The organism is Pseudoalteromonas sp. AOP7-A1-14 (genome assembly GCF_052376275.1).
Lineage (GTDB): Bacteria > Pseudomonadota > Gammaproteobacteria > Enterobacterales > Alteromonadaceae > Pseudoalteromonas.
Genome location: NZ_JBQSVO010000083.1, coordinates 1 through 18,044 on the forward strand (window position 1 = coordinate 1; position 18,044 = coordinate 18,044).

16 protein-coding genes and 8 tRNA genes are annotated in these 18,044 nt (G+C 39.0%); 3 read left to right on the forward strand and 21 right to left on the reverse strand.

Annotated features, from left to right (window positions below; all coding sequences use genetic code 11):
* Nucleotides 1–46 precede the first annotated feature (46 nt).
* The 19 genes from nadA to ACT3RM_RS12740 all read right to left on the reverse strand — a co-directional run bounded on the left by nadA (nt 47) and on the right by ACT3RM_RS12740 (nt 13,344).
* Complete coding sequence (gene nadA / locus ACT3RM_RS12650) at nt 47–1,087, reverse strand: quinolinate synthase NadA (RefSeq protein WP_441836462.1); 1,041 nt, start codon at nt 1,085–1,087, stop codon at nt 47–49.
* A 124-nt stretch (nt 1,088–1,211) separates the two neighbouring features.
* Nucleotides 1,212–1,287: transfer RNA gene (locus ACT3RM_RS12655), tRNA-Lys, on the reverse strand.
* Nucleotides 1,288–1,362: 75 nt separating this feature from the next.
* Nucleotides 1,363–1,438 (reverse strand) — tRNA-Lys (locus ACT3RM_RS12660).
* 65 nt (nt 1,439–1,503) lie between these two features.
* A tRNA-Lys gene (locus ACT3RM_RS12665) sits at nt 1,504–1,579 on the reverse strand.
* Nucleotides 1,580–1,645: 66 nt separating this feature from the next.
* Nucleotides 1,646–1,721: transfer RNA gene (locus ACT3RM_RS12670), tRNA-Lys, on the reverse strand.
* 67 nt (nt 1,722–1,788) lie between these two features.
* Nucleotides 1,789–1,864: transfer RNA gene (locus tag ACT3RM_RS12675), tRNA-Lys, on the reverse strand.
* A gap of 67 nt (nt 1,865–1,931) precedes the next feature.
* Nucleotides 1,932–2,007, reverse strand: a tRNA-Lys gene (locus ACT3RM_RS12680).
* 68 nt (nt 2,008–2,075) lie between these two features.
* Nucleotides 2,076–2,151, reverse strand: a tRNA-Lys gene (locus ACT3RM_RS12685).
* Nucleotides 2,152–2,319: 168 nt separating this feature from the next.
* Nucleotides 2,320–3,075 (reverse strand): tol-pal system protein YbgF, encoded by a 756-nt coding sequence (ybgF, locus tag ACT3RM_RS12690; RefSeq protein ID WP_441836463.1) that lies wholly within the window; start codon nt 3,073–3,075, stop codon nt 2,320–2,322.
* Between the two features lie 13 nt (nt 3,076–3,088).
* The gene (gene pal, locus ACT3RM_RS12695) at nt 3,089–3,628 is read right to left on the reverse strand and encodes a peptidoglycan-associated lipoprotein Pal (protein WP_441836464.1); all 540 of its coding nucleotides are present in this window, start codon (nt 3,626–3,628) and stop codon (nt 3,089–3,091) included.
* A gap of 35 nt (nt 3,629–3,663) precedes the next feature.
* Nucleotides 3,664–5,022, reverse strand: a complete 1,359-nt coding sequence (gene tolB, locus ACT3RM_RS12700; RefSeq protein WP_441836465.1) for a Tol-Pal system beta propeller repeat protein TolB — start codon at nt 5,020–5,022, stop codon at nt 3,664–3,666.
* A 9-nt stretch (nt 5,023–5,031) separates the two neighbouring features.
* Nucleotides 5,032–5,937, reverse strand: coding sequence for a cell envelope integrity protein TolA (gene tolA / locus ACT3RM_RS12705; RefSeq protein WP_441836466.1), 906 nt, complete (start codon nt 5,935–5,937; stop codon nt 5,032–5,034).
* Nucleotides 5,938–5,940: 3 nt separating this feature from the next.
* The gene (gene tolR / locus ACT3RM_RS12710) at nt 5,941–6,372 is read right to left on the reverse strand and encodes a protein TolR (protein ID WP_441836467.1); all 432 of its coding nucleotides are present in this window, start codon (nt 6,370–6,372) and stop codon (nt 5,941–5,943) included.
* The gene (gene tolQ, locus ACT3RM_RS12715; protein WP_441836468.1) at nt 6,359–7,063 is read right to left on the reverse strand and encodes a protein TolQ; all 705 of its coding nucleotides are present in this window, start codon (nt 7,061–7,063) and stop codon (nt 6,359–6,361) included. Before tolQ ends, tolR begins: the two co-directional genes overlap by 14 nt.
* Before the next feature lie 811 nt (nt 7,064–7,874).
* Nucleotides 7,875–8,885 carry a Holliday junction branch migration DNA helicase RuvB gene (gene ruvB, locus ACT3RM_RS12720; RefSeq protein ID WP_441835646.1) on the reverse strand — a complete coding sequence of 337 codons (1,011 nt, stop codon included), beginning with the start codon at nt 8,883–8,885 and terminating at the stop codon, nt 7,875–7,877.
* 7 nt (nt 8,886–8,892) lie between these two features.
* Nucleotides 8,893–9,513, reverse strand: a complete 621-nt coding sequence (gene ruvA, locus ACT3RM_RS12725; RefSeq protein WP_441835645.1) for a Holliday junction branch migration protein RuvA — start codon at nt 9,511–9,513, stop codon at nt 8,893–8,895.
* A 1-nt stretch (nt 9,514) separates the two neighbouring features.
* A complete protein-coding gene (gene ruvC, locus ACT3RM_RS12730; protein ID WP_441835644.1) occupies nt 9,515–10,039 on the reverse strand; it encodes a crossover junction endodeoxyribonuclease RuvC in 525 nt (174 codons plus the stop codon).
* A gap of 94 nt (nt 10,040–10,133) precedes the next feature.
* Nucleotides 10,134–12,635 carry an ABC transporter permease gene (locus ACT3RM_RS12735; RefSeq protein ID WP_441835643.1) on the reverse strand — a complete coding sequence of 834 codons (2,502 nt, stop codon included), beginning with the start codon at nt 12,633–12,635 and terminating at the stop codon, nt 10,134–10,136.
* Nucleotides 12,625–13,344, reverse strand: coding sequence for an ABC transporter ATP-binding protein (locus tag ACT3RM_RS12740; RefSeq protein WP_441835642.1), 720 nt, complete (start codon nt 13,342–13,344; stop codon nt 12,625–12,627). Before ACT3RM_RS12740 ends, ACT3RM_RS12735 begins: the two co-directional genes overlap by 11 nt.
* Here ACT3RM_RS12740 and ACT3RM_RS12745 point away from each other — a divergent pair, their 5' ends adjacent.
* Together ACT3RM_RS12745 and ACT3RM_RS12750 are read left to right on the forward strand one after the other, a co-directional pair.
* Nucleotides 13,345–13,968, forward strand: a complete 624-nt coding sequence (locus ACT3RM_RS12745; protein WP_441835647.1) for an arylesterase — start codon at nt 13,345–13,347, stop codon at nt 13,966–13,968.
* 76 nt (nt 13,969–14,044) lie between these two features.
* Nucleotides 14,045–14,121: transfer RNA gene (locus tag ACT3RM_RS12750), tRNA-Pro, on the forward strand.
* A 942-nt stretch (nt 14,122–15,063) separates the two neighbouring features.
* Here ACT3RM_RS12750 and ACT3RM_RS12755 read toward each other — a convergent pair.
* Both ACT3RM_RS12755 and ACT3RM_RS12760 read right to left on the reverse strand, forming a co-directional pair.
* The gene (locus tag ACT3RM_RS12755) at nt 15,064–16,461 is read right to left on the reverse strand and encodes a heavy metal sensor histidine kinase (RefSeq protein WP_024594350.1); all 1,398 of its coding nucleotides are present in this window, start codon (nt 16,459–16,461) and stop codon (nt 15,064–15,066) included.
* Nucleotides 16,451–17,137 carry a heavy metal response regulator transcription factor gene (locus tag ACT3RM_RS12760; RefSeq protein WP_002963239.1) on the reverse strand — a complete coding sequence of 229 codons (687 nt, stop codon included), beginning with the start codon at nt 17,135–17,137 and terminating at the stop codon, nt 16,451–16,453. Before ACT3RM_RS12760 ends, ACT3RM_RS12755 begins: the two co-directional genes overlap by 11 nt.
* Before the next feature lie 166 nt (nt 17,138–17,303).
* Here ACT3RM_RS12760 and ACT3RM_RS12765 point away from each other — a divergent pair.
* Nucleotides 17,304–18,044 (forward strand): multicopper oxidase domain-containing protein (locus ACT3RM_RS12765; protein ID WP_444511386.1); only part of this gene is annotated, 741 nt, incomplete at its 3' end.

The window sequence follows — 18,044 nt, forward strand, 5'->3', positions numbered from 1 at the left end:
AAGGCCGTTAATCATTAAATTAACGGCCTTTTCTTTGTAATCGAACTTAGCGTTGTAATGATGCTGAGAAATCAAGCATGCGATTAAGCGACTTGAGTGCGCCTTCACGTAGATCCATATCTACAAACACTTCTTTGCCAGTTACATCAAGTAATGCTTCCTCTATTGCTTTAAGGCCGTTCATTGCCATCCACGGGCAATGTGCACAACTTTTACATGTTGCTCCATCACCTGCTGTCGGGGCTGCAAAAAACTCTTTCTCAGGACACAACTGTTGCATCTTATAAAAAATACCGCGATCGGTTGCAACAATAAACTTTTGATTATCCATCGTTTGTGCAGCTTTAATTAACTGACTAGTTGAGCCAACGGCATCAGCCAGTGCAACAATTTCAGCGGGAGACTCTGGATGCACTAATACGCCAGCATCTGCGTGTAGTGCTTTCATGTCTTTTAAGGCTTTGGTTTTAAACTCATCGTGAACGATACAGGCGCCATTCCACATGATCATATCTGCGCCGGTATTTTTTTGAATATATGCGCCTAAGTGTTTATCTGGACCCCAAATTATCTTTTCACCCATTTCATCAAGATGCTCTACAATTTCAAGCGCACACGATGAGGTAACGATCCAATCTGCACGCGCTTTTACAGCAGTAGATGTATTTGCATACACTACTACTTTACGATCTGGGTGCTGGTCACAAAATGTTGAGAACTCATCAATCGGACAGCCAATATCAAGTGAACAGGTTGCCTCAAGCGTTGGCATAACTACCGTTTTATTGGGGGTCAAAATTTTTGCAGTTTCACCCATAAAACGAACCCCAGCTACGATGATCATATCTGCATCGTGCCTAGCGCCAAAGCGAGCCATTTCAAGTGAATCAGCAACGCAACCGCCAGTTTCTTCAGCAAGCGCTTGGATTTCAGGATCTGTATAATAATGGGCAACAAGTACCGCATTTTTATCCGTTAATAATTGTTTGATACGTGCTTTATATTGCGCTTGCTCTTCAATATTTAATGGAGCTGGCTTAGGAGGAAAGATATAACCTTCTGGCATAATAGTTTGAGCTAAACTCATTTCTCGACCACTTAAATCTACAGTGCATATATAGGGTGAATTATACGAGAATATAAAACTAAATAACAGTGGTGGTAGTGAACTCTGCGGGAAATAAAGATATAAAACTGAATAATATCAAGAATGGTGGGTCATGATGGATTCGAACCATCGACCAATTGATTAAAAGTCAACTGCTCTACCAACTGAGCTAATGACCCGCTCTTGATCTAATATTTAAAGTAGTTGTTCTGCGTAAATCCGCCGATTGAAACCATTCATTATACTTAAATAAATGGTGGGTCATGATGGATTCGAACCATCGACCAATTGATTAAAAGTCAACTGCTCTACCAACTGAGCTAATGACCCGCTCTGATGCTTATTAAAGCTTGCGTAAATCCGCCGATTGAAACCATTTATTATACTAAAATAAATGGTGGGTCATGATGGATTCGAACCATCGACCAATTGATTAAAAGTCAACTGCTCTACCAACTGAGCTAATGACCCGCTCTGATGCTTATTGAACTTGCGTAAATCCGCCGATTAAAACCATTTATTACACTAAAGAATAAATGGTGGGTCATGATGGATTCGAACCATCGACCAATTGATTAAAAGTCAACTGCTCTACCAACTGAGCTAATGACCCGCTCTGGTGCTTATTATACTTGCGTAAATCCGCCGATTAAAACCATTCATTATACTTAAATAATAAATGGTGGGTCATGATGGATTCGAACCATCGACCAATTGATTAAAAGTCAACTGCTCTACCAACTGAGCTAATGACCCGCTCTGATGCTTATTAAAGCTTGCGTAAATCCGCCGATTAAAACCATTCATTACACTAAAGAATAAATGGTGGGTCATGATGGATTCGAACCATCGACCAATTGATTAAAAGTCAACTGCTCTACCAACTGAGCTAATGACCCGCTCTGATGCTTATTAAAGCTTGCGTAAATCCGCCGATTAAAACCATTCATTATACTTAAATAATAAATGGTGGGTTATGATGGATTCGAACCATCGACCAATTGATTAAAAGTCAACTGCTCTACCAACTGAGCTAATAACCCGCTCTTTTTTCCGCATTTCGATTGGGGTAACCATTCGTTTGCTGCGGGCGCTTATAATACTTATTTAAAAAATGAGTGCAACAGAAAACGTCTCTTTTTTTAAGTTTTTATGTCTAGTTGACCAATTTTAGACCGCTTATGCTAAAAAGCAGTCTAATCAAGGTCATTTTACATATTTGATAAGCGTTCTGTGGCTAATTTTGCAGCGGTGGTACTTGGGTATTGGTTTATTAAGTCATTAAAGGTTTTTGATGCTTCATCAGTTAAACTTTGCTCTGAAAGCAGCGTACCTAATTTTAACATAGCATCTGGTCGTTTATTTGAATTAGGAAACTCATTTACCACTACTTTAAAATGATCAGAGGCTTGTGCAGGATCATTTTTAATCGTTAGCAGTTGTCCTAACCAATAATGTGCATTAGGTGTATACACCGAGTCTGGATACGTAGTTAAGAACGTTTTAAATTCAGGAATTGCTTGATCATAGCGCTTATCTTTCATTATGAGTGCCACAGCACGCTCGTAAGCTTCGTTCTCAGACAAGTCAGAACTATATGTTTGTGTTGAGTTAGCATCACTGTAATCATCACTAGGCGCTGTATTTTCAGGTTGTGTGTATGCTTGACTAACACGGTTCTCAATTTCTTGATACAACTCACGTTGACGCTGTAGTACTTTTTCGAGCTTATAACTTTGCTCTTCAGTAACACCTCGTACCTGACTTACTTCGTTTTGTAATGAGTTTAGCTGTTGTTGCAGTTCTGCCTGCAATAAGTTACGCGACTGCATCATGTTTTCTAGCGCAGTTAAACGTTTTTCGATACTTGATTGTGAACTTGCAGCCTCTGAAACAGGAGCGGGAGCAGCCCATAGTTGGGTGCTCCCGCTCAATACCATGGCTGCCAAAATAATTTTCGGCTTCATAATATCTCTTATCTTAGTAAACTAATACCGCACGACGATTTTTAGCGAAAGCTGATTCTGTACGTGACTTAACCATTGGTTTTTCTTCACCATAGCTCACTACAGACATTTGGCTTGCAGAAACACCTAAACTTTGTAGGTATTTTTCCACAGCTTGCCCACGATACTCACCAAGCGCAATGTTATACTCTGGCGTACCACGTTCATCAGCATGACCTTCAATTAATACTTTAACTGAAGAGTTTTGTACTAAAAACTCAGCATGTGCTTGTAGTAATTCAGCATATTTACCCTCAACTGTCGCTTTATCGAAATCGAAGTAAATAATTTGCTCTTGACGAAGAGCTTCATATTTTTCACGAAGTGCTTCTTCAGCTTTTTGCTCAGGTGTCAACGTAGCTACTTCAACATTATTGTTTTGGTTGGCCTGTTCAGTTCCCTGGTTAGATTGATTAGCCATACCTTCATCGATATCTGAAGATGAGCTACAAGCTGCTAATGTCATCACTGGCACAGCAATTAGCAGGCCCTTTAGTATTTTATTAAGTTGCATTAAGTAGATTCCTATATTGAGTAAACCAGCAAATATTACTGTAAATAAGGCGACCAAGCCGGTGCCTTTACTTGTCCGTCTAGCACAGGTAAACGTGCTTTAAAGCGACCATCCATCGATACTAGCGCAAGTACCTGTTTATTATTATGAAGCGTGCTATAAATAATCATCGAACCATTCGGCGCTATGCTCGGTGATTCATCTAGGCGTGTTCTTGTTAATACTTGAAACGCGCCTGTAGCCAACTCTTTCTTAGCTAAATGATATTGTCCGTTAGTACGGTTTACCATCACTAATTCTTTTCCATCTGGTGAAACTGATCCTGCAAGATTCATATCACCGTCAAAAGTCATCCGATTTGACCTACCGGTTTGTAAATTTAACTTATAAATCTGAGCATTACCACCCCTTTCAGACGTAAACACAATTTCCTTACTATTTGGAAACCATGATGGCTCAGTATCTATGCTACGATGGCGTGTTAAACGCGTTTCTTTTCGGGTTGCTAAATCTAAAACGTAGATTTCTGTTGCCCCAGTTTTATCTTTTGACAATACCTGCAATAACTTTTTACCATCTGGTGAAAACTGCGGCGCACCGTTAATACCTGAGTGACTGCTGAGTAATTCACGCTTACCTGTATATAAGTCTTGCATATAAATCTGACTTTGACGATTTTCAAAAGTTACATACGCAAGTTTAGTTCCATCAGGCGACCATGCTGGTGACATTAGTGGTTCTTTAGAGCGTAATAACACTTGTTCGTTAAACCCATCATAATCTGCTACAACTAGTTGATATGGTTTATCATCATTATCACGTACTATAACGTAGGCTATTTTGGTTAAAAACGCACCTTTTTCGCCCGTTAACGCTTCATATACCACGTCACTAATACGGTGAGAATAACGACGAAAGCCCGATTCACTAATCACACTTTCACGCGCATCTTGAATATGGTCTTCGCTTTTAACTAGTTTACCATTACTCATCATCTGTGTATCGCCGCCAGTGATTTGACCGCGAATGACATCAACCAGCTGATATTTGACTAAATAACGCCCATCAGTTTGTTGTTCAACCTGGCCAACAAGTATCGCTTCAACACCTTTATTTACCCACGCAGCGTAGTCTATTTCACTATCTTTGCTTGGCTGTTGTGGCATTTGATTAACTTCAATCGGTTTAAACTTACCACTGCGCATTAAGTCAGCAGCAACGACATCGCTAATGTTACTCGGCTTAGGCCCAACACCATTATATTTAAATGGCACAATGGCGATTGGTCTTGCGCCGTCGACCCCTTCTGTTATCACGATTTCAAGGGCTGCAGATGCAGCACCAGTAAAACCTAATAATAAAATAAAACACATTGTTTTTAACTGGTTGAACATATCATTCCTTTAAAATTGTGGTTTGATTGTTAGATTAATATTTTTCAATTGCTCAAACACATCTTTATCTTTAGAAACCGGTAATGTATCTGCCATACGAACCGCACGAAGCGCCGCCTCGCATACTAGTTTATCACCGCCTAGCGATTTAACTTGTGTTACTAAGCCATTAAAGCCCAAGCGAATATTTACACGGCACTGCTGACCTTTCATTTTCTGATCAATCAATAAGTTTTGCTGAATACGCTGCATAATTAACGCTTTATATTTATCAACCTCACTAACTACCTGCTGCTGACGCACTTTATCACGTGCCGTTTGCTCTTTGGCAAGTTGCTCTTGTAGCATTTGCTCTTGCATTGCTTGCTGGCGTTTTCGTTTGGCTTCAGCTTCACGTTTCTTACGCGCCTCTTCCGCTTTTTTCAAAGCATCTTCTTCAGCTTGACGTTTAGCTGCTGCATCTTTTGCTGCTTGTTCAGCTGCTTGCTTTTGCTTTTCTGCTTGTTTTGCTCTTTCGCGTTCTTTTTGTTCAATTTCATGCGCTTTCTTTGCTTGAGCCTCTGCTTGTGCTTTTTCTTTTTCCTTTGCACGGCGTTGTTGTTCAAGCTTTTTAATCTGGCGATTTTCAGACTCACGTTCCTCACGAGCTTGCTTTGCTCTTCGTTCTAAGTCGCGAATACGTTTATCTTCAGCACTTTTCTTATCTGCTTCCTTCTTTTTTAAAGCTGTTATTTTTTCTTCAACTAGCTTTTGATCCACAGTAACCGCAGATACCGCTTTTTCAGTATCAGGAATGGCTGAATTAAGTTTTACTTCCATAACCTTCGGTGAAGGCATATGAAAATTAGCCGTTGCATATAGTAAGCCACCAATCGCTAGATGCAATAATATTGATTTTATTAACGACGCTTGCATAAACTAACCATTCCCTTCAAAAGACTCGGTCATTAGACCTACTGAAGGTACACCCGCATTTTTCAAAAAGTCCATCAACAGTAATACTTCTTGGTAAGACACTTTACCTGAGCCTTTGATCATTACTGGAATATCTGGATCCTTCGTTAACTGCAATTTAATTACTGCGGCAACATCAAGAGCTTCCATTGGTTCTTCAGGGTCAGTACCAACGCTCACATAATATTTGCCTTGAGCATCTATAGAAGCAATGATTGGGGGAGTATCTTTGGTATCCACCAGATCAGACTCTTCCATTTTAGGTAGGTCTACCTTTACACCGTGAGTAATAAGCGGCGCGGTTGCCATAAAGATGATCAACAACACCAACATCACGTCAATGTAAGGTACCACATTTATTTCCGCAACGGGACGACGTTTCTTACGCTGATACATTCGCTTTTGCCTCTATTTGAGTAGCTGCTTGACGGTGTAAAATATTGGCGAATTCCTCCATAAAGTTTATGTAGTTTGACTCTAACTTTTCAACTTTATTAGCAAAGCGATTGTAAGCAATAACCGCTGGAATAGCTGCAAATAAGCCCATAGCCGTAGCAATTAGTGCTTCTGCGATGCCTGGCGCTACCATTTGTAAGGTTGCTTGTTTAACCTCACCTAAGGCGATAAAAGCATTCATGATCCCCCACACCGTACCAAACAGACCAATATACGGACTAATTGAGCCAACGGTCGCTAAAAACGATAAACTATTTTCTAGTTTTTCGATCTCACGAGATAAGGCCACACGCATAGAACGATGAGCGCCATCCATTACAATTGAAGCACTTTGAAATGAGGTTTTTTTATGGCGTGCAAATTCTTTGAATCCTGCAACAAACATAGACTCAAGACCATTTGAACTACTACCACGAGATGAAATTTCATTATAAAGTTTACTGAGATCAGTCCCAGACCAAAATTTTTGTTCAAATTTTTTGGCATTTGCAAATGCTTCAGTAACGGCTTTTTTACGTTGGAAAATAATTGCCCAAGACATTACCGACATTGCCACAAGTGCCAACATCACCAACTGAACCAATAAACTGGCTTCTAGAATTAAATCTAAAAAATTAAGCCCTGCTCCCACATTAAACTCCTAATTTGATTTTATAAATCATAATGTATAAAACTGCAGTTACGTAAATACGTATCATGCCTACAGTTGCAAATTTTATCTAGTGTATATAGTCAACGCATTGCTGACAACGACATTGCTGTGAATTACCAGCAAAAAAGTTAAAACACGAATATCTAATAATTAATTATTGATGGCAAGCAGATTTATTTAATTAAACCTTAAACAAAAGCAGCGAACAGTGCTTATTTATTTCTTTAAAGAACACAAAGCAGAACTTTTATTCACTTTAATGGCATAAAAACCCAAAACCACCCACTAAATAACAAATTTTCTAATCCAACTAAAAAGCTTAATAAAATATCAACCTTATTATATTCAATACTATATTGGTAACAATAGACACAGTAAGCATTTTAAGTAAAATAAAAATACAATCTGACATTAGTTTTTCTAATCTAAAAATATAATTTTTCTAGTTTGAAATATAACCAACTAAACCGTATCATTCACTTATGCCAAGATGATTAGTATTAAACTTTTCATAATGACTTTGTATTTTAGCAGTATGATTTTTTGTATTGCTCGTTTAAGCCTATTACGCAAGTTAGCGTAATAGGCTTAAACACAGATACCCCAGATTACTTCCTTCAACTTGTTGTTTGCCCGCACTCTGTGCGGGCTTTTTTTTGCCTGAGAACAATAGCGGTTAACAGCTTAACAGCATGTGAATTATTGGTAGAGGAAGGAGCAACAACGAATGTTATTGCTTTATCTAACTATTTTTAATAACCAAAGTAACTAAAACTTCTTATTGATAACTTTACGTAGTCTCGCTTGGCGTTAAACCAAAGTGCTGATAAGCAGTATTAGAAGCAATGCGGCCTCGAGGTGTACGCTGTATAAAACCTTGCTGGATCAGAAAAGGTTCAATTACATCTTCAATGGTTTCTTTTTCTTCCCCAATTGCCGCCGCTAAATTATCTAAACCGACAGGGCCGCCCATAAACTTTTCAATAATGGCTAATAAATACTTTCTATCCATGAAATCAAAGCCACTTTTATCTACATCAATCATGTTCAGTGCAAGCTCTGCAACCTCGGCATTAACGGTTCCGTCTGATTTTACTTGAGTGTAATCACGTACACGGCGTAACAATCTATTCGCTATACGGGGCGTGCCACGGGAACGTTTAGCTATTTCTGTAGCGCCATCGTCACACATTTCAAGCTCTAGGTAGTGTGCTGAGCGAGCCACAATAGTCGATAAATCGGCAACTGAATAAAATTCTAAACGTTGAACTATACCAAACCTATCTCGTAGTGGTGACGTTAATGAGCCCGCCCGAGTTGTTGCGCCAATTAATGTAAAAGCAGGTAAATCAAGCTTAATAGAACGCGCTGCGGGGCCTTCACCTATCATTAAGTCAAGTTGGTAATCTTCCATCGCGGGGTACAGTATTTCTTCAACTTGAGGGCTTAAGCGATGTATTTCATCAATAAATAAGACATCTCCCTCTTCAAGATTAGTTAATAATGCAGCTAAGTCACCAGCTTTTTCAAGCACGGGTCCTGAAGTGGTTTTAATATTGGCATTAAGCTCGTTGGCAACAATATTAGCGAGTGTCGTTTTCCCAAGCCCTGGCGGACCAAATATTAATAAGTGATCAAGCGCTTCACCCCGGCTACGTGCAGCCTTAATAAAAATTTCCATTTGCTTTTTAACATGCGGCTGACCGGTGTAATCAACAAGTAGTTTTGGCCGAATAGCACGATCAACTAAATCTTCATTACTTTGTTCGTTGGCGTCTATTAAACGATCCGCTTCAATCATAGTTTACTCACAACATTGATTTAAGAGATTCTTTGATCAGATTCTCTGTCGACATATCAGGCTTGCTCACAGCTTTAACCGATTTTTGTGCTTGCGCTAATTTATAACCCAGTGATACTAACGCCGAAACAGCATCATCAGCGGCATTATTAGCAACTAACGTATCATTACTACTTGGGGCTATAACTGCATTATCGCTAAACGGCGTAAATAAGTCATTACCCCAATCTTTTAACCTGTCTTTCATTTCAAGCACTAAACGCTCTGCGGTTTTTTTACCCACCCCCGGTAACTTAACTAAGCTTGTGGCATCTTCATTATTAACGCAGCTAACAAACTGCTGCGCAGACATGCCCGACAAAATAGCCAGTCCTAATTTGGGTCCTACTCCATTAGCTTTTAATAACTCTCTAAATAAAGCGCGTTCAATTTTATTATTAAAACCAAATAATAATTGTGCATCTTCACGAACAACAAAGTGAGTGTATACAACTGCTTGCTCACCAATTACTGGTAAGTCATAAAAGCACGTCATTGGCATTTGCACTTCGTAACCAATACCGCTCACCTCGAGTAAAATTTCTGGAGCTTGTTTTTCAACTAAAATACCGTTTAAACGCCCTATCATATTATTTTCTAAGCCTTCCTCTTACAGTTTTTGATGCGCTACCGGCAAGTTTAATAAGGTTTTGTTCAGAGTGAGCATGGCAAATGGCAATTGCTAATGCATCGGCCGCATCGGCTTGAGGAGTACCTGGTAGCTTTAAAATATTTTTAACCATATGTTGTACTTGCGATTTATCTGCCCCGCCATTGCCAACAACCGCTTGCTTAATTTGCCTTGCTGAATATTCAAATACATTAAGCTGTGCCATCGCAGCAGAAACAATAGCCGCTCCTCGTGCTTGGCCAAGCTTTAGCGCTGAATCAGGGTTGTGGGCCATAAATACTTTTTCTATAGCAAAGTTATCAGGAGAGAATTGTTCTATTAATTGGCTCACACCTTGGTAAATCATTTTTAAGCGCACTGGAAAATCATGCTCTGCAAGCTTAATACAGCCACTGCCTAAATATGTAAACTTAGCGCCTTTAAGTTCAATAACGCCATAGCCGGTTAATCGTGAACCCGGATCTATCCCCAAAATTATTGCCAACTCAGTGCCCTAGTCTTAATACATATCATAGAAGTAATAATGCCAGAGCACTGTATAAATTACCAGTAAATAATGTGCATCCGAGTTAATATGGTTACCCTAAGGTACGCAATAAGCCTTGAGTATTTTTACGTAATATTTGGGCAATCATTAAATACCCTAAACTTGCGACAAAAATCCCACCAGCCAATGGACCAATCAGCCAAATATGTGGATGTAGCTTTCCAGCTAAGTCAAACATTTGTCTTTGCACAATAAATAATGCAGCATCACTGACAACTGCCGCAACAAAGCCAGCACTGATACCTAATAGTAAAAACTCATATAGAGTCGCATTTTTAATCAACCGTCCTTTTGCACCCAAGGTTCGTAAAATCACAATTTCCTGCATTCGCTCACCCAGGCTTGCTTGTACTTGTGAAATCAATACTAAGGCGCCGCATACCACTACAATCGCAAGTACAAAGCCAATAGCTAACGATACCTGTGCAATAGTTGATTGAATTTGTTTTACAAAGCTCTCGACATCAATAGCATTAATTGTAGGGTAAGCCCTTAACAACTCACTAAACGCTTTTTTCTGCTCAGGCTCTATACGTACAGATGAAATATAGGTGGCCGGAAAGTCCGCCATTACATCAGGACTTAAAATCATAAAAAAGTTAGGTTTAAGGGTCGCCCAGTTAACTTTTCTCACACTGGTTATCTTGGCATCAAATGATTGCGCACCAATTAAAAAAGTTAGGGTATCACCAAGCTCTACTTCAAGTCGTTCGAGCATTGACTCTTCAATAGATACTTCACCTGTTGCATCAGACGAGAACCACTGACCATTAATTACTTCATTATGGCTAGGCGGTGTATCACGCCAAGTTAAATTAAGCTCTCGCCCAATGCCTGAACGAGCTTCTTCATCTTTTTTCTCGTTGTCTTGTAATGACACTTCACGCGCCACAAGCTCACCATTAACAGCATTTACACGGCCACGAATAGTCGGGTAGAACTCAGAAACTTGAATATCATTTTGCGCCAAATAGTCATTAACCGGGGTTAATTCACTATCTGTGATATTAACTAAAAAAGCATTCGGCGCATCATTGGGTAACTGCGACTGCCAATCCGATATCATGTCGTTTTTAAGCACAATTAAAAACAGTAATAACTTAATTGCTAATGCAAAACTTATCAATTGCACCGCATTCGCATTCGAGCGTTTTTGAATCGAGGCAATGGCCAAAGACCAACTGTTCCCTGGGCGTAGGCCAAGTTTACGACCGCCACCAAAAATAACTTTAGATAGGCCAAATAACAATCCGATTAACAATAAAGTCGACAAAAATAAAATAGCAGTGATTTTTAAATTATTACTAAATAACCACATCAACATAAATACAGTAACTGCCGACATTCCTAGATGAACTTTACTAACTAATAGGCGATCGCCTAAATTACGGCGTAAAACACGAAGTGGTGGAATATCGAATAGGTCAAGTAATGGCTTTATTGAAAACATAACCGCGCAAATAACACCCGTGCTAATCGCGATTAACCAAGGTTGATAACTTGCCGCAGGTAACGCTGTACCCATACTTTCAGCTAAGTAGCTGGTTGCTATGGCTTGTAAACCGTAACCTACCAGTAACCCTAGTGTTACCGACATAGAGCACACTAGCGATAAATGCAGTAAGTATATTTTACGAATTGTTGTGCGACTACCACCAAGTGTTTTCATCATCGCAACGGGATCGTATTGGCGTTCACAGTAACGTTTAGACGAAACAGCAATCGCCACTGCAGCTAATATGATGCCTAACAACCCAGCCAGCAGTAAAAAGCTTTCTGCTCGGTTTAAACTATTAGCAATTGGAGATTGACGGTCTTTAACACCATACCACTCCTGATTTTCTTTTATTTGTGGCTTTAGCCATTCATAAAATGAGTCAACTTGGGATTGTTCACCCGCATAAAGCTGCCTGTAATAGGAGCGACTCCCCGGCTGAATTACGTTTGTTTTTTCAACATCTAAGCGATTTAATAATACTCTTCGGCTGCTTGAAAAAACATTAAACGGCGCATCAGGCTCTTCAACCAACACTTTTTCTATTGTGAAATTAGCGGCGCCCAGCTCAATAGTATCACCTATATCAACATTTAAGGCATAAAATACAGATTCACTAAGCCACACGTAACCTGGGGTTGGGCCTTGCTCCGCAACTTCAGTTTTACCCAACAAAGTTGTTTTAACTTTTAGTTCACCCTTCAATGGGTACCCTTCAGATACTGCTTTTACCGAACCTAATTGCATTTCATCATTGGCAAATAACATGGTATCAAAATAAGTAATTTGCGCTGTTTGCAAATTACTTTCTTGTGCTTTTGTAATGTATTTATCCGGTAAAACATGACTACTAGCAAGCACCCTGTCAGCTGCGATAAAAGCACTGCTTTTTTGCTCAATACTTTGGCTTATCCGGTCAGTCACCATAGATAGAGTCAAAACTGTTAATACAGCAAGCGCAATGGCAGCACTAATAACCGTAAGTTCGCCACGTCTAAACTCACGAGAAAAAAGTTTTAATGCTAATTTAGCCCACATTCGTCTTTGCTCCCTCACTGGTTTGTGATTCAACCAGTTGACCAGCTTCAATATGTAATACCTGTTGGCACTTATCTGCTAAGGCTTCATCATGAGTCACTAAAATCAGTGTTGTGCCATGCTCTTTATTTAATTCAAATAATAAAGACTCAATCATTTTACCATTTTTACTGTCTAAATTAGCGGAAGGTTCATCGGCAAATAGTATCTTTGGCGTACCGATAAATGCACGAGCAATAGCAACACGTTGCTGCTCACCTCCAGACAACTGCGAAGGATAATGACCAACACGATGACTTAAACCGACTTTATCAAGTAAAGCTAACGCTTGTTCTTTAGCACTTTGACTACCGGCAAGCTCAGCGGGAAGCATTACATTTTCAAGGGCGGTTAAACTTTGTACCAACATAAAAGATTGAAACACAAAACCAACTTTTTCAGCCCGTAAAGCAGCTCTTGCCTCTTCATCGAGTTGATGAAGTGGCTCACCATCTAAAATAATTGAACCTTGTGTAGATTGATCAAGCCCCGCGAGTAAGCTAAGTAAAGTAGATTTACCCGATCCCGATGTACCAACCACGGCCACTGAATTACCAGACTTGACTTTAAAGCTGATGTCAATGAGGATAGGCAAGTCACCTTCAACGGTGGTAACGGTTTTAGAAAGTCCTTCAACTTGAATAATATTTAATTGAGAAAGCGCTGACATATTATGCATCCAATCCTACGTTTTATATTCGTTTTACTTTTAGTTATCAAACCACTTAGCGCGGCCGCTGACAACACAATTTTAATTTTAGGTGATAGTTTAAGTGCCGCCTACGGTCTAAAACAAGAACAAGGCTGGGTTAAGTTATTACAAGATAAATACGACTCTGAACAAGCCCCCGTGCAACTAATCAATGCCAGTATTAGCGGTGAAACCACCGGCGGCGCACTTAGAAGACTTGATGGCCTTCTTGATGAATTTCAACCGACCCATGTACTTATTGAACTTGGTGGTAACGATGGCCTACGCGGTTTTCCTGTTACGCGTTTAGCGTCCAATCTACGCGAATTAACATCAAAAAGCCAAAAAGCTGGAAGCACCACTGCCATTATGAAAATTCAAATCCCACCTAACTATGGCCCACGTTACACCAAATTATTTACCGATACATTTGAAACGCTAGCAGATGAAACGAATAGCTACCTTATGCCCTTTTTCATGCTAAATATTGCCCCTGACGCCAACCTAATGCAGAACGATAGGATTCATCCCAACCTAAAAGCCCAGCCACTTATACGCGATATCATGTATAAAACGATCAATGACTGGCTTAAAAATGATTAGTTCGTTCAATAAACATGCAAACAAACAAAAGCTTATTGATTTTTAGAAAAAAAGCCGTACTATTGCATTTCAACGTCGGTATGTGGCGCAGCTTGGTAGCGCACTGTCATGGGGTGGCAGGGGTCGAGAGTTCGAATCTCTCCATACCGACCAATTAATTCCTCTTTATTTCAACTCGTTATAAATTAAACTCTCTTCTTTATCGCACAATTAAATTAGTATTTTTAAATATATGTCGCACATTTATCGCACGATACTTGCCTTAAATTATTTTATAATTTTAAGGTATAAAAGGGGGGGATATATAGGAAGACAGCTAATGGCACCCTTCTAAACCGTCTTTATCATTATTTTAAAGAATAAACACATTTAACTTGTCTCCATGTTTTTCAAATTGTAATTTGAGTCTAAAAGTACAATAGAGGATGTTATGCAGATCGATCAAAAAAAACCACTTCACCCTTATTATTTGATGAAATTATTTGTGCAATTGTGTTTGGCTCAATACCCTGCCTTTTAGTATTACAATTTTCGGGTGTAGAAGGCCTAGTTAGCTTTTTCGAAGGAATTACGCCACCAGACCATCTAATATACTATTTTAGTTTACTAACTCTTTTACATAGTATTGTGTGGGCTATTTCTAAATACAGTCTTTCTTTATCTGATTCTAGTAGAACATTAAAATACAGATTACATACACTTTCATACCAAATTGGTTTTAATCTAGTAGGTTTTTATCGAGCTATAGCAGGTTCACTCCCTTTCATTGCAATACCTATATTAATTTATGATTCGACAAGAGATAGCACCCTTAAAGCTATATTTATGCTTTTATTTTCAATTGCTAGTTTACTAGTCGCCTACTGGCTAACATATTGGCAGCAAAAGACCGCACCAAGAATTAAAGAGTTTTGATTTATGCTTAAGCGAACAAAAAGTTTGAAACTTAAGGCAACAACTAACTTGAAAAATGCCGGACACCTGTGAATTGGAAATTAAAAGAAGATAGGCAGCTTTGAGTGGTTGAACTCACAGCACTTAGCTGAACTTCGCCAAAGAGCTACAAGCAAACATTGAGTTAATCGATTTTAATAATTAGCTTTTAACTAAATTTAAATAAACTTTAAAGCTGGTAGTTTGATTATTTGAACTGACCTCTATATCTCCACCGTTTGCTTGCGCTAGAGCTTTAACTATTGCAAGCCCTAAACCTGCTCCGTCGCTGTGTCGTTGCCGCGACTTATCAGGTCGATAAAAGCGGTCAAATAAATAAGGTAAATGCTCAGAAGGTATTCTCTCCCCTGTATTAATCACTGAAATGCATATTTTTTCAGCGGTGGTCATTTCACTGTTTACAGTGATTGATGAGCCTTTTGGGGCGTATCTAATTGCATTGGATAGTAAGTTTGATAATAATTGGCGAAAGTGTAATTTGTCACAATAAAAACAAAGGTTTTGACCTTTTTTATTAAATGCAATCAATGAGTCTTCAGCCAATGCGTCAAAATACTCAAATAACACTTCAATTTCATCATGGCTTTTTAGAGTGTTTTGAACGGGTTTAATTAGCCCATTTTGAGTTTTTGCGAGCCAAAGCATATCACTAACCATTTTAGTTAATCGCTCAAGTTCTTCTAAGTTAGAAAACAATAATTCTTGATACTCTTCCAACTGCCTTTTTTTAGATAATCCAACCTGTGTTTGAGTAATTATATTTGTTAGTGGAGTTCGTAGTTCATGAGCAATATCACTAGAAAAATTTGATAAGCGAATAAATTCACCCTGGAGCCTGTCGAGCATTGAGTTAAACGACTGCACCATATTAACAAGCTCAATAGGCACTTTATTTTCATCGAGCCTTACATCCATTTTATTAGTTTGGATATCGTGTATTTTCTGACTTAAACCTCGTAAAGGGTTTAATCCTTGATGTATAGCAAACCAAGCCACCAATAAAATGAGTACCGCTGAGCCAAACATAATGGCCCAAAGGCTTTGCTGAAATTGATTGAGAAAGTGTAAATGAAAGCTCATGTCTATCGCTGTAGTAATTTTGTATTGCTGTTGCCCAGTACTTAAATTACTCACCAGAGCTCGGTAGGTGTGGGTATCATTTTGCCATGAGGTAATGTTGTTACGGTTAAAGCCAGTTGAAGCCTTAGCACTCATTACAAAATCACTAAAATCTCGTTCAGAGCTTTGAAAAATGAGATCTCCTTTTGCGGTATTTACCTGATAGTAAACACCGTGATGACCCGCTACAGCGTTAGATAATTCATTTTTAAGTTTCAGGTTTGATTTATAGTGTTGTGTTAAAACTAATTCAATAGATTGATTAATAACATGCAGTTCACTACTATCTTGCTGGAAAAAATGATGTTTTATCGAACTATTTATTAAGGTGGCAACTAAAGTTAAGCACGCAATAACGGTTACAGCCACAAACAACACAACACGCATCGTAAGTGATAAAGGCCGTGACTTAATAGCCATCAGTTTCAACCTCTAATTTATAGCCCATACCACGAACTGTATGAATTAATTTAACAGTAAAGTCATCATCAACTTTTGCTCTTAGCCTACGAATGGCAACATCAATCACATTGGTGTCGCTATCAAAATTCATATCCCATACTTGAGAAGCAATTAACGAACGTGGCAGTACTTCACCTTCGCGCCGTAACAATAGTTCAAGTAAGCTAAACTCTTTATTACTCAATAAAATACGCTTGCCTGCACGTTGTATTTTTCGCTTTGGAATATCCATTTCTAAATCAGCAACGATCAGTATATCGTCAACTGTTTGTACTGCACCACGGCGAATAAGAGTGCGTACTCTTGCTAAAACTTCAGCAAAAGCAAAAGGCTTTATTAAATAGTCATCAGCACCAAGTTCGAGCCCCTTTACTCTATCGTCTATGCTATCGCGAGCAGATAAAAATAGTACTGGGGTTTTGTTATCTGCTTCACGTAGCGACTGTAAAATTTTCCAACCGGATACGTCAGGTAACATGACATCAAGTATTATTACATCAAATAATTCGGTCATTGCTAGGTGATGGCCGTCAAGACCATTGCGCGCCAAAGAAACCTGAAAACCAGCTTCACTTAGTCCCTGTTTTAAATAATCTCCCGTTTTTGCTTCATCTTCAACAACTAATAAGCGCATACAATTCCTTCATTAAAGTCCTAACAACTACCTCTGCAAATATTATGCAGTATCTGTCACTACAGCAACATGACACCAAGATTACAACTTTGTAATGTTCGCGTCATGTTGAAGACAGGTCTATTTTCTATACTCAATACATATTCTGCTATGAAGGAGTAAGGAAATGGGGTTTAAAAAGTCATCACAACAGGTTAGCACACCACGAAGACGATTTGTTCAAGGCTTAATTGCAGGAGGTGTACTTGCTGCTTTTCCGAGTGTATTACATGCTGCATCATCTTTAGTAGCAGGAACAATAACAGGCACTGTACCCGAACTTAGCGGCGAAGTAATTGATCTGGTTATAGATGAATCGCCGGTTAACTTTACTGGCGTAGTACGTATGGCGACAACTATCAATGGATCTATACCCGCTCCTACCTTGCGCCTCAAAGAAGGCGATGACGTTACTATTAGAGTAACAAATAAGTTATCAGTACCGAGTTCAATTCATTGGCATGGCATTATTTTACCGTATCAAATGGATGGCGTACCAGGTATCAGCTTTAAAGGCATTATGCCGGGCGAAACCTTTGTTTATAAATTTAAACTGCAACAAAGCGGTACATATTGGTATCACTCACATAGTGGCTTTCAAGAAATGACAGGCATGTACGGTGCATTAATTATTGAACCGCGAGAAAACGATATTATTAGTGCAGATAACGAGCATGTTATTCAATTATCTGATTGGACTGATGATGACCCAATGGCGCTGTTCCGTAAATTAAAAGTACAGAGTGATGTATTTAACTTCAATCAACCCACTGTCCCAGAGTTTTTCGATGACGTTTCAAGCAGCAGTATTTCAAATGCTCTACAGCGCCGAAAAATGTGGAATCAGATGCGAATGAATCCTACAGAT

What these genes read in the sequence shown, in the direction of transcription:
- tolB (WP_441836465.1), bottom strand. Translation starts at nt 5,022, where the DNA reads ATGTTCAACCAGTTAAAAACAATGTGTTTTATTTTATTATTAGGTTTT.
- nadA (WP_441836462.1), bottom strand. Translation starts at nt 1,087, where the DNA reads ATGAGTTTAGCTCAAACTATTATGCCAGAAGGTTATATCTTTCCTCCT.
- tolA (WP_441836466.1), bottom strand. Translation starts at nt 5,937, where the DNA reads ATGCAAGCGTCGTTAATAAAATCAATATTATTGCATCTAGCGATTGGT.
- ACT3RM_RS12735 (WP_441835643.1), bottom strand. Translation starts at nt 12,635, where the DNA reads ATGTGGGCTAAATTAGCATTAAAACTTTTTTCTCGTGAGTTTAGACGT.
- ACT3RM_RS12760 (WP_002963239.1), bottom strand. Translation starts at nt 17,137, where the DNA reads ATGCGCTTATTAGTTGTTGAAGATGAAGCAAAAACGGGAGATTATTTA.
- ruvB (WP_441835646.1), bottom strand. Translation starts at nt 8,885, where the DNA reads ATGATTGAAGCGGATCGTTTAATAGACGCCAACGAACAAAGTAATGAA.
- pal (WP_441836464.1), bottom strand. Translation starts at nt 3,628, where the DNA reads ATGCAACTTAATAAAATACTAAAGGGCCTGCTAATTGCTGTGCCAGTG.
- ruvA (WP_441835645.1), bottom strand. Translation starts at nt 9,513, where the DNA reads ATGATAGGGCGTTTAAACGGTATTTTAGTTGAAAAACAAGCTCCAGAA.
- tolR (WP_441836467.1), bottom strand. Translation starts at nt 6,372, where the DNA reads ATGTATCAGCGTAAGAAACGTCGTCCCGTTGCGGAAATAAATGTGGTA.
- ACT3RM_RS12740 (WP_441835642.1), bottom strand. Translation starts at nt 13,344, where the DNA reads ATGTCAGCGCTTTCTCAATTAAATATTATTCAAGTTGAAGGACTTTCT.
- ACT3RM_RS12755 (WP_024594350.1), bottom strand. Translation starts at nt 16,461, where the DNA reads ATGGCTATTAAGTCACGGCCTTTATCACTTACGATGCGTGTTGTGTTG.
- ybgF (WP_441836463.1), bottom strand. Translation starts at nt 3,075, where the DNA reads ATGAAGCCGAAAATTATTTTGGCAGCCATGGTATTGAGCGGGAGCACC.